Here is a 10808-nt window from a genome sequence, read left to right on the forward strand (position 1 = left end):
TTTGGATACCAAACTAATTTCTTTTGAAAAGCGGGTGCGATCAGTACGCGCAGATGGATTGTGCGCACTTCGGCATTTCGGCGCATCGCTTGACGCTGGATTTATGCAGTGAAATCAACTACATGCGCGATTTCTGCTACAGGAAAGTCGTGCTGGAATGTGTAGCGGGAGAGTGACAGGCTGGCGCGGAGCTGTGTGGCAGTTTGTAAGGAAAGTGAACTTTCCAGAAAATATTTTAGAAATCCCTCTCCACGAATCGCCAGATTCACGCTATTGTGATTACACATCGACATACAAATCAGCCGTCCTGTGTGTCGGAGTCCGCTTCAAACACAGGTTTCTTTGCAAACGCAGAGCCGCGTTGGCTTAGCCAGCGTGTACCTCCGATTCGAATACCGCAGTTCACTCTGAGGAGAGTCGTAATGGATTTGAAGAACTTCGCTTCCGCCCAGCAGTACTTTTCCCGTCGTTCGTTCATGCGTAACGCGGGTATCGCATCGGCTGCAGCAGCAGCGATGCCGTCGTTTGCAAAGGCCATGAGCCAGCAGGCTGCAGCACAGGCTCCGGTTGATGGCATGAACGGCCGTCAGCGCGGTGGCATGCGCATGCCCATGGCGGCTGACACCGTCATCATTTCCTCGAACGAAAACCCGCTTGGACCGGCTCCCGTCGCTCTGGAAGCGATTAGCTCGGCTGCCAAGAAGGGTGGTCGTTATGACCGCGAATATTCGTCTGCAATGACGAAGGCAATCAGCGATCAGTTCCAGCTCAAGCCTGGTTATGTTCGCGTTTATCCCGGTTCAGGTGGTCCGCTGGATCTCGCGCTGTACTCCAACATCGGTCCGGATAAGCCGCTCGTTGTGGGCGATCCTTCGTATGAGCAGGGCTTCCGCGCTGCGGCGACTTGTAAAGCCAAGTGTCATATGATCCCGCTCGACAAGACGACGTACAAGTATGACGTGAAGGCTATGTTGGCAGCCGACCCCAACCCCGGCGCCTACTACATCGTGAATCCCAACAATCCCACCGGTACCATCACTCCGAAGGAAGACATTGTCTGGCTGGTCAAGAACAAGCCGGCTGGTTCCGTCGTGATTGTGGATGAGGCCTACCACCACTTCTCCAATCAGGATTCCGTTCTGGATCTGGTCGCTCAGGATCAGGACATCATTGTGCTCCGCACGTTCTCCAAGATCTACGGCATGGCTGGCGTTCGCGCAGGCTTCGCCTTCGGTCGCCCGGACCTGCTGGCACGCTTCGAGAATGTCACCGTCAACAACCGTCAGATCGGTTCCATCTCGCTGACCTCTGCTGCTGCTGCTGCTGCCAGCCTCACGGATCCGAACCTGGTGCCGCTGCGCCGCAAGATCAATCGCGATGTGCTGGACGATACGCTGGCATTCCTCCAGAAGAACAACTACACCTTTGTACCGGGTGCCCAGGCGAACATGTTCATGGTGGACGTGAAGCGTCCAGGTATGGAAGTGCAGAAGATGATGATGCAGGAGAAGGTGGCGATCGGCCGTGTATGGCCCATCATGCCGACTTACGTTCGCGTCACTGTCGGCACACCGGACGAGATGAAGAAGTTCCAGGTGGCATTCCACAAGGTGATGAACGAACCCACTGTGGCGCACGCCATGCTGCACGAGTATGACATTCCGCACGAGTTGGATCGTGCGTAACCCTGCTACCAGCAGGCGATGAGAGAAGCCCCGACGATTGCAGCGTCGGGGCTTCTTCTTTTGTGACAGAACTAAGGGCCACCCGGTGGGTGGCCCTTGTCATTGGGGGAGAGTTGTCGGCGCTTCCGCCGTGTCAAGTGGTCCTGTGTTAGCGCACCTTGATGGAGGAGTTGAGGGTGAAGCTGACGACGCTTTCTGCGGGGATGGTGACGTCGCGGCTGCCTGTCATAGCACCGGCTGCTGTACCGGCACCGGCACCAGCGAGTCCGCCGATGAGGGCACCTTTGCCACCACCCGCCAGACCACCGATGAGTGCGCCAGCACCTGCGCCACCACCGATGAATCCGGCAGTGCGTTTACCGCGGCCCTTTGCCGTTGCCACGTATTCGCTGCTCTGTACGCTGTGGCTTCCGATGGCAGTCAGGGAAATGCCGAGATCACCCGCACCCTTGAAGCGTCCACGGCCCTTGGCGCTGGTAATTTCACCCTTCACTGCCGTGCCGCGCGGGAATACAGTGACGCCCTTGATGACGATGGCACTGTTCAGGGAGCCGCTGAAGGGAGTACCGACGCCACCACTGTGTTCTGCAGAAAGCGTTTCATTCGTGCGGATTGACACTCGCGTTCCGACGGGGACTACGAGCGGGGCTGGCTCCGGTGGGGGGGCGGGGGCTGCCGCGGGGATTGGTGCAGGTGCTGCCGTGGAGGCCGCCGGAGCTGCTGGCGTTGTGGCCGCCGGGGCAGGAGTTGGTGTGGTGGACGCTGCCGCACCGGTGGTGGGATTCACTGGCGTACCAGTTGCGGGGGAGATGGGAGCACTACCGTTGCCTACGGCCACAACCGTGGAGCCAACAGGAATCGGCTGTCCAGGGGCAATGACCTGCGTGGTGCCGTCCGGCATGCGGACGGTGGTTGCGCCAGTAGCACTGGCATCGTTCTTATGGCAGCCCGCAAGCAGGCCGATGGAAAGTGTGGCGCAGAGTGCAAGGGAACGGACAGACGCTCGCATCTGGAAGGACCTCCTGAACCAACCGCTTCGTGCTGGGGGATAGCGCGGTGTCACTACCGTGAGATGCAGAACGGCGGTATGTGTCGCCTCCATGGTGCAGTATTTCCTGTGATCGAGGACAACCTGTTCGTTCCAACAGGCATTGCAGTCTTGTTTCACGGTGTCCGGATGAAGGTGTTCGTGGTGGGCGTAGAAACACGAATGCCGCGAACCATTCGGTTTCGCGGCATCAGTCTCTTGGTACGAGTTGCGAAGTAGAGTTAGATCTTGGCTTCGCGGTAGGGAACGTGCTTGCGCACGACCGGATCGTACTTCTTGAACTCCAGCTTAGCGCTGGTGGTCTTGGGGTTCTTGCTGGTGGTGTAGAAGTGACCGGTGCCAGCGGAGGAGACGAGCTTGATGAGGGTACGCATGTCTGTGTGTTATCCCTTCGCCTGGAGCAGAGCGGCGTCTACGCCGATCTTGTTAATGGTGCGCAGACCACGCGCCGAAACACGCATACGCACAAACTTCTTCTCGGAAGGAACCCAAATGCGCTTCCACTGCAGGTTCGGCTCCCAGCGACGACGCGTCTTGTTGTTCGCGTGCGACACTTTGTTTCCGCTCATCGGACGCTTGCCGGTGATGGGGCATACCTTTGCCATGACGATCTCCTGATGCCGGGTCCGATGTTTCAGACCAACCCTACGATTATGTCAGATTTTGCCCTGAAATGCACAGAATTTTGCGATGAAATCTGTGGGATCTGTCGAGTACGGTGGTATACCCTCCCCCTCCCCCTGTTTTTCTAAAATCCTCTTTCTATTGGGCTTACGGTTTGAGTGGCTGTAAATTCTTCTTCCCATTGGGGTTAGAGGCAAAATCGTCTTTCTAAAGGTGTTAGCTGGGCGTGCCTGATTTGCGGAGGGTCATGTCCGAGGCTTAGTTCTATTGTAATAAGTTCGGCAAAATATCATGCCAGCTCTATTTGCTTTGATTTGTTGGGGTTGAGCCGTTAGGGACTTGACAGCGTTTTTGACTCCTATCGGGAAGGGGAGAACGTCGGACGAGGGGCTGAAGGGATGCTATCGGGCCCTGCGGTTTATCCCAATGAAAAGCCTGCAACAACTCCTTCCTTGTCTGTCCTGACTGAAAAAGGGATGGATACTCCCGGGCCGAACTGCATGACGTAGTCGTACCAGGTATCTCCGCTGACCTGGCGCGTCCTTTTGTAGACTGCCGCAGTTGCTGAGCCGTAGGGAGACAGCTCAGCAGTGAACTTCGATCCAGTGGATGCAAATTTCTCGCGCAGACGTGAACTGAACCGCGAGTAGTTTGTTCCAATCTGTAGCTCGTGAAACGCGTCCTGCACCATTCGCGTCACGACCTGATCTTCTCCGGGGGCAGCCTTCATTGCGTTTGCCGCTACCACCGGATTCAGATCGGCGAAAAGAATGTTGGTAATGGTCTCACCGGCTTCCGGTGATTTATCTCCAGAGTTGGTGAACGCGATGATTCGCATCCTCTGCGCCGGATAGTATTCGTCCGCGGTAGTGAAGCCCTGTGCTCCGCCTGTATGTCCAATCCGCGGCTGCCCATACATCGAGTCCACAAAGAGACCGAAACCATAGTCTGCGCTCCCGGACTTCGTCGTTATGAAGGCAGTGGACATTTCTCGGTAGCTGGCCGGGGACAGGACAATTCCTCCACGTAACGCTCTATCCCAACGGCTCAAATCATTGAGGTTCGAGATGAGGAATCCCGCAGACGAACCCCAGCTTGGATGAAGGAACGGGGCTACTTCGATTTTTCCCTGTTGGTACCGATACCCAACGGCCATGTTTGGGAGACGACCTTCATCCGCTGTAGTGAAGGTGTGCTTCATGTGTAGTGGCTTCAGGATGTGGTGCTGAAGATATTCCTTGTACCCCTCTTTTGAGACAACCTCGATCACTCGCCCAAGCAGAAGATAACCGGTGTTGGAGTAGGACCATTGGCTTCCAGGGGCAAAATCCAACGGCAGTGGCGCCACGCGAGCCATCAGATTTTGATATGCGATCGGATGCGCTGCGAGGTCGTCGAAATCGGTATCGGGCATATCGAAATAGTCATGCAGCCCACTGGTGTGAGTCAGCAGATTGCGAAGCGTTACTTCTTTTGCGTGCGGGGCGTCCGGCAGATAGACCGAAAGAGTGTCATCGAGCTTGAGCTTGCCCTGGTCTCTCAACTGCAGAATGCTGGCCGCCGTGAATTGCTTGGTAATGGAACCGATCTCGAACAGCGTGTCAGTTTTGACGGGCAGCCCACGTTGCAGGTCGCGATCACCGTATGCGTGCGTGAAGAGCACGCGACCATCTGCGATCACCATGACCGCCGCACCGGGTACATGAAAGCGACTCATCGCCCCACGTACGTCATGATCGATGCGAGCGAGATCGCTGGCGGATGGCTTCTGGGCGAACGCTCCGAAGCATCCTCCGAGGAACGACACACTCAGGAACCCGGCGCATAGTAACGACTTCATGACAACGACCTCATTCTGTTTCGAATAATTCAAAATTAGCATATATATTGAATTATTAAGATTCGCCGCTTATGCCGACAAAACACTTCCTGACAGACGCTCAGCTTGAAAGTCTTAATTCGCCGGTTCGGCTTGCAATCATTCAGAGGCTGGAACTGGATAAACAGGCGACTGTGCGCGAACTCGCACATCGCATGGGGAAAGCCGCGACTGCGCTGTATCACCACATCAGGGAACTGGAAGCGATTGGTCTGCTCCGCGTTGTAGGTGAAAAGAAGGGAACGCGGCGGCCTGAAGCGGTCTACGCGACGGTATCTCCTTATCTTTCGTCCGCTGAGGCTGTTAAGACAGAGAAAGGCCGTGAGATATATTCACGCGCGGGTGGGCGGGTTGCCGACGCAGCTGCTCGCGCCTTCTCCAGCGCCGTTCAATATGGTGACGCACGTTTCAATGGTCCGTATCGAAATGCCGCAGTCCGGTTTTATGTACTGCGAACGGACAAAAAGAAACTCGCCAGATTGAATCAGATTCTTCAGGAGCTTGAAGAGATTGCATGCCACTCCTGCGAAGAAGGCGAGGAGATCCAGCTGAGCGTTTTACTCTCGCCAATCAGTTCTCGAAAGAAGACTGGTGGCCAGGAGCGAGATGTGGGTTTGCGTGCCTCTGTGAGGAACTAGGCGCCGGGGAGGCGGATGATGAGTGCTACGAGGGTTGCTCCGGCGAGCATGCTCAGGAGTTGCAGGAAGACTCCTCCGAGAGTGGCTTCGCTGGCGAGTTCCGGCATGAGATTGACCAGAGCGATGTAGACGAAGCTGGCGGCGCTGATGGGGAGCAACCAGTCTGTGGCGGAGATGGCTCCACCGATCGACAGATGGCCTGCGGCGAGGACGAGTGCTACGCCGAGGAGTGCTGCGAGGCCGACGATGGTGATGAGGCGGATGGCGCGGGCACGGCCCACTTTGAGGTGGGTGAGCAGAGCGTAGTCGCCCATGCGGTGCGGGACTTCGTGCAACGTGATGGCGACTGCCGTGAGCCAACCGATGCGACGGCCTGTGTGGAATGCGGCTGCGACGGCAACTCCGTCGACGAAGCTGTGCAGTGTGCCGCCGAAGATGAGTGCGAGCGGACGAGAGCCGTGATGGTGGTGGGGTCCGCAGTCAGACTCTCCGGCGGCCGGTGTTTCTACGGGATGGCCGGTGACGGTGGCGAAGATCCGCTCGAAGCAGAACATGAAGAAGAGTGTGGCGACGAAGACGAGCCACAAGGTGGGCGTGTTGCCCAGGGCATTTACCGAGTCCGGCAGGATGTGGAGGAGTGCGGTGGCGAGGAGAACGCCGACGGCAAGCGAGACAAGGTAAGGCAGGCCGCGGTCCAGCAGACGATGGCGTGCGCTAAGCCACAGAGCTGCCGCGATGGCGAGAACCTGAATGGCTGCGACTGCGATGGCTGCTTCCAACGATCTTTCCTTTCGTGCCTTAACCGGAGCTAAAGCCTCTTTGTTTGAGTGGCTCTATCAGGGGCCTAAAGGCCCCTGCTCCCACCCTTGTTTTATGTTCCAGCAACGACTCGATTCAGGGGGGATCGCCCTTGCTTCTGTCTCTGTTTCACGTTTCCAACGGTGGTTCTACTTCGATAATTCTGTTTCTATTTTGTTGCTACTTGTTGCCCTTTTGGTTCTACCACGCGGTTAGCGTGGGGAGTTGATTTGCGGACGGCCAGTGGAACTTGTCGCCGCTGGGGAGTTGCAGTGATGTGACCGAAGCGACTCCGCGGAGCGCATTGCAGAGGGCTACGTGTGAGGCTTCGCGAAGGTCTGCAAGTGTCAGCGGCTTTTCTTCGATTGCGCCTGTTGCGAGAAGTTGTTCGCGATAGACACCGGGCAGTATGCCGCTACGCTGTGGCGGTGTGTACCAACGACCCGCAATGTGGACGAGGACGGTTGCGATGCAGGTTTCTGTGACCTGGCCTGCGGTGTTGCAGAAGAGCATGTCGTGGAAGCCTGCGGAGGTGGCCGCGAGATATGCCGCATGATACTCAGGCCGGAACGTGGTTTTGTGGCGCAGATGCGGGCTGCGTGCGTACGTGTGTTGCTGACTGAGCAGGAGGCTGACGTGTTGCGGCCATGATGCTGCTATTGAGAAGTCTTTCTCAATTATACCATCGCGATGCAGCAGAAGGCGCAGGCGTTGCGGATGTGCGCTGGGGTTGGTTGCTAATACGGCGGTGATGGCGGTTTCTGCGTCCTGCTTGTGGAAGGCGAAGCCGAGTGCTTCTGCGGAGGATTGCAGGCGTTGCAGATGATGTTGCAGCAACGGAATGTTGTTGCTTTCCGCGCGCATGGTTTCGATGAGTTGGATGGGGTGCGAGGCGCGTTGCACGAAGGAGGCTTTGAGCAACATCTCGCGGTATTCCGATGCTGCTGTGGAGTCGGCGACGATGCCTCCGCCTGCGCCGAGTGTGAGCGTGTTGTTTTCAAGAACAGCCGTACGGATAGCTATGTTGAAGCAGGCGCTGCGGTCGGGCGCGAAGTAGCCGATGGCACCGGTGTAGACACCGCGCGGGGATGCTTCGAGTTGCTGAATGAGTTCGACGGTGTGGCGCTTGGGCGCGCCAGTGATGGAGCCTCCGGGGAAGAGTGCGCGGAAGACTTCGTACCACGACGTGTTGGCGGGCAACTGGCCGCGGATGGTGGAGGTCATCTGGTGGACGGTGGGGAGGCTTTCGATGTCGAAGAGGCTTGCTGCGTGCACGCTGCCGATGCGGCAGATGCGGTTCATGTCGTTGCGCAGGAGGTCGACGATCATGACGTGTTCGGCACGGTTCTTCTCGTCGTGACGCAGGGCTTCTGCGAGTTTGTGATCTTCTGCGCTGTTGGTGCTGCGTGGCGACGTGCCCTTCATGGGGCGTGTGGCGATGTTGCCCGCGGCGTCGACGTGGAAGAAGAGTTCGGGCGAGAAGGAGAGGATGGTGCTGTCGTTGCGCAGGTTGAGGATAGCGCCGAAGCTGCATGGTTGTTGGGCGTGCAGAGCTTCATACACCTGCTGTGGTGTGTGTGTGCAGGGCGTGGTGAGTGGGGTGGTGAAGTTGACCTGGTAGGTGTCGCCGGCGGCGATCCATTGCTGGATGCGCTCGATGGCTGCGGTGTATTGCGTTGGCGTGATGGTAGGCATCAGCGCTAGTTGCAGCGGTGTTGTCTCTGACGTTGTGGATGGTTCGTGCTGCGCGGTGTGATCGAAGGTCTGTGGCTGGCGATAGATGCCGAAGATGGCTACAGGGTCTGCTGTGGCGCGTGTGGGGAGTTGGAGGAAGTGTGCGCCTGCTTCGTAGGCCATCCATCCGGCGATCCAGTGGCCTTGTTGCGATGCGGCTTCGATGGCGGCGAAGAGTTTGGGGAGATCGTCCGGCGTGTTGGCCGTGAGGATTTCTATGGGGTCTTCGAAGAGCAGGGAAGTGTGCTCGGTTGCCGAGGGCAACGACGATTCGAGGAGGATGCTGCCGGGATGGGTGAACGCGCGGGTACGCCATGCAGGCGGAAGCGGTGACCACGGCGCGGAAGTGGGTGAAGATGCGGACACCTCTTCAGTGTCTCGCAGATGCGGGCTAGTTGCGACGATGGCGAGTGATGAACATGGCGCGCGCGGTCTGGCCTGCGTCGCAGGTATAACGACGGCGTCGAACGCCGTCGAGCCATGCGACATCGCCGGTTTCGAGGGTACGTGTTTCGTTTTCGGAGACGAGGGTGAGGCGGCCTTCCATGACGAGTGTGAACTCGATGCCTTCGAAGAGGCGCGGCTGGAAGATGACTTCTTCTTCGGAGGCGCGGAAGTCTGCGATGCAGGGGTTCATGCTGGAGTCAGAGATAAGCGCAGAGAGGCTGTCGGTAACGAAATTTGCGCTGGCGTTGGCGTTGCGCTGCAGACGTACCCGTTCCTGGCGGCGAAGAATACGGAAGGTGATGGGAGCGTCGTCGCGGAAGAAGTAGGAGAGATCCTTCTGGAAGGCGATGGCGATGCGAGCGAGATTGCGTACGGTGGGAACTACGCGACCGGTTTCGAGCTGGGAGAGGAAGGATGCAGATAGATCCGTTTTTTTACCGAGTTCCACGAGCCCCATCGAACGCTTCATGCGGAGGCGACGGATGCGGTCGCCAAGGGCTTTGTGTTCGATGACTGCTTCTGCTTGCTCGGCGTCTACTACATCGAAATCAGTGTCGGATTGTTTGTCTTCGTCGACTTGCATGTAGTGTTCGATGTCGTGCAAACGACAGAAGCTGCCCGTAATATGGCAGCTTTTGTCGTTTGCAATTTGTGAGAGCAATTGCAATTAAAAATCGTCTTCGAAGGCAACCTCGCCGCCGACTGCGGTTTGGTATGCGGAGACGCGGCGCTCGAAGAAGTTGGTGAGTTCCTGCACGTCCTGCAGTTCCATGAAGGAGAAGGGGTTCTTCGTTTTGAAGTGCGGCTCGATGCCGAGGCGGACGAGGCGGGAGTCAGCTACGTAGCCAAGGTAAGCGCGCATGTCGCGAACGGAGAGGCCCGCAACACCACCGGAGAGAAGATCTTCTGCGAACTGGGCTTCTGCGTCGATAGCTTCAGCCATCATCTCGCGGATCTGGTCTTCGAGTTGGGCGTCCCAGAGGTCAGGTTCCTGTTCGCGGACAACGCGGACCACTTCGAAGGCAAATTCGATGTGGCAGCTTTCGTCGCGGAAGACCCAGTTGGTGCCGGATGCTAGGCCGTGCAGCAGGCCCTTGCTGCGGAAGAAGTAGACGTATGCGAATGCCGCGAAGAAGAAGAGGCCTTCAATGCAGGCGGCGAAGCAGATGAGGTTCAGCAGGAAGTTGCGGCGATCCGCCTTGGTCTGCAACGTCTCCAGTTGCTGGATGGAGTCCATCCACTTCATGCAGAAGTCGGCTTTTTTGTTGATGGACGGGATGTTCTCAACGGCGGCGAAGGCTTCGGCGCGCTCGTCGTGGTCCGGCACATAGTTGTCGAGCAGCGTGAGGTAGAACTGCACGTGCACGGCCTCTTCGTAGAGCTGACGCGAGAGATAGAGGCGCGCTTCCGGCGAGTTGATGTGCTTGTAGAGGTTGAGCACGAGGTTGTTTGACACGATGGAATCGCCGGTGGCGAAGAAGGCGACGAGGCGCTTGATGGTGTGAATTTCAGCCGGAGTAAGCTTGGCGCGCAGGTCAACCAGGTCCGTGGAGAAGTCGACTTCTTCCACGGTCCACGTGTTCTTGATGCCGTCGCGGAACATGTCGTAGAACTGCGGGTACTTCATGGGGCGCAGGGTGAGGCATAGGCCCGGATCGAGGATGGTGTCGGGGACGGCGACGGACGATCCGTGCGTGAGGGTTTCAGCGGTGGACATGGCTTCTCCTGGTAACTAAGTTGGTTCGCCGGCGGACAACGATAGTGCGTATGCGGTCAGAGCGGATCCCTTCGCCACGAGATCAAGATTTTGCTCTGCCGTGAAACCTGGTGATGCTTTCCATGAAAAACGAACGCTATGTTCGCGAGGTTTGCACAAGGAACGCGATGGATTCTGTGGAGTCCGATTGCATTACCGTTGCACGAGAGGAATGCAGGTCCTTCGACTTCGCTGCGCT

10 protein-coding genes are annotated in these 10808 nt (G+C 57.5%); 2 read left to right on the plus strand and 8 right to left on the minus strand.

Going from position 1 to position 10808, the window contains the following annotated elements:
* The first annotated feature begins 422 nt into the window (after positions 1–422).
* Positions 423–1685, plus strand: coding sequence for a pyridoxal phosphate-dependent aminotransferase (locus JAO32_RS17110; protein WP_334242632.1), 1263 nt, complete (start codon positions 423–425; stop codon positions 1683–1685).
* 148 nt (positions 1686–1833) lie between these two features.
* On the opposite strand, the gene JAO32_RS17115 is transcribed toward JAO32_RS17110, so the two are convergent.
* The 4 genes from JAO32_RS17115 to JAO32_RS17130 all read right to left on the minus strand — a co-directional run bounded on the left by JAO32_RS17115 (position 1834) and on the right by JAO32_RS17130 (position 5197).
* Entirely contained in the window at positions 1834–2694 is an 861-nt protein-coding gene (locus JAO32_RS17115; protein WP_334242634.1) for a hypothetical protein, read from the minus strand.
* A 260-nt stretch (positions 2695–2954) separates the two neighbouring features.
* Positions 2955–3107 (minus strand): 50S ribosomal protein L33, encoded by a 153-nt coding sequence (gene rpmG, locus JAO32_RS17120; protein ID WP_083345029.1) that lies wholly within the window; start codon positions 3105–3107, stop codon positions 2955–2957.
* A gap of 9 nt (positions 3108–3116) precedes the next feature.
* Positions 3117–3338: a 50S ribosomal protein L28 gene (gene rpmB, locus JAO32_RS17125; RefSeq protein ID WP_334242636.1), complete on the minus strand. Its 222-nt coding sequence runs from the start codon at positions 3336–3338 to the stop codon at positions 3117–3119.
* Positions 3339–3775: 437 nt separating this feature from the next.
* On the minus strand, positions 3776–5197 hold the full coding sequence (locus JAO32_RS17130) for a serine hydrolase domain-containing protein (protein WP_334242638.1): 1422 nt from the start codon (positions 5195–5197) through the stop codon (positions 3776–3778).
* A gap of 71 nt (positions 5198–5268) precedes the next feature.
* Here JAO32_RS17130 and JAO32_RS17135 point away from each other — a divergent pair, with 71 nt between their 5' ends.
* Positions 5269–5874, plus strand: a complete 606-nt coding sequence (locus tag JAO32_RS17135) for a helix-turn-helix domain-containing protein (RefSeq protein ID WP_334242640.1) — start codon at positions 5269–5271, stop codon at positions 5872–5874.
* Here JAO32_RS17135 and JAO32_RS17140 read toward each other — a convergent pair.
* The 4 genes from JAO32_RS17140 to JAO32_RS17155 all read right to left on the minus strand — a co-directional run bounded on the left by JAO32_RS17140 (position 5871) and on the right by JAO32_RS17155 (position 10570).
* Positions 5871–6653, minus strand: a complete 783-nt coding sequence (locus JAO32_RS17140) for a ZIP family metal transporter (protein ID WP_334242643.1) — start codon at positions 6651–6653, stop codon at positions 5871–5873. The two genes, JAO32_RS17135 and JAO32_RS17140, sit on opposite strands and share 4 nt — an antisense overlap.
* Positions 6654–6873: 220 nt before the next feature.
* On the minus strand, positions 6874–8772 hold the full coding sequence (pabB, locus tag JAO32_RS17145; RefSeq protein ID WP_334242645.1) for an aminodeoxychorismate synthase component I: 1899 nt from the start codon (positions 8770–8772) through the stop codon (positions 6874–6876).
* A gap of 25 nt (positions 8773–8797) precedes the next feature.
* Positions 8798–9457: a helix-turn-helix domain-containing protein gene (locus tag JAO32_RS17150; protein ID WP_334242647.1), complete on the minus strand. Its 660-nt coding sequence runs from the start codon at positions 9455–9457 to the stop codon at positions 8798–8800.
* Positions 9458–9520: 63 nt separating this feature from the next.
* A complete protein-coding gene (locus tag JAO32_RS17155; RefSeq protein ID WP_334242649.1) occupies positions 9521–10570 on the minus strand; it encodes a ribonucleotide-diphosphate reductase subunit beta in 1050 nt (349 codons plus the stop codon).
* Between the last annotated feature and the right edge of the window lie 238 nt (positions 10571–10808).

It is taken from the genome of Terriglobus sp. ADX1, from assembly GCF_036877645.1.
Classification (GTDB): Bacteria; Acidobacteriota; Terriglobia; order Terriglobales; family Acidobacteriaceae; genus Terriglobus.

Bases quoted from the DNA above. Each gene is read 5' to 3' on its own strand.
- JAO32_RS17110 (WP_334242632.1), top strand. From the start codon at position 423: ATGGATTTGAAGAACTTCGCTTCCGCCCAGCAGTACTTTTCCCGTCGT.
- JAO32_RS17115 (WP_334242634.1), bottom strand. From the start codon at position 2,694: ATGCGAGCGTCTGTCCGTTCCCTTGCACTCTGCGCCACACTTTCCATC.
- rpmG (WP_083345029.1), bottom strand. From the start codon at position 3,107: ATGCGTACCCTCATCAAGCTCGTCTCCTCCGCTGGCACCGGTCACTTC.
- rpmB (WP_334242636.1), bottom strand. From the start codon at position 3,338: ATGGCAAAGGTATGCCCCATCACCGGCAAGCGTCCGATGAGCGGAAAC.
- JAO32_RS17130 (WP_334242638.1), bottom strand. From the start codon at position 5,197: ATGAAGTCGTTACTATGCGCCGGGTTCCTGAGTGTGTCGTTCCTCGGA.
- JAO32_RS17135 (WP_334242640.1), top strand. From the start codon at position 5,269: ATGCCGACAAAACACTTCCTGACAGACGCTCAGCTTGAAAGTCTTAAT.
- JAO32_RS17155 (WP_334242649.1), bottom strand. From the start codon at position 10,570: ATGTCCACCGCTGAAACCCTCACGCACGGATCGTCCGTCGCCGTCCCC.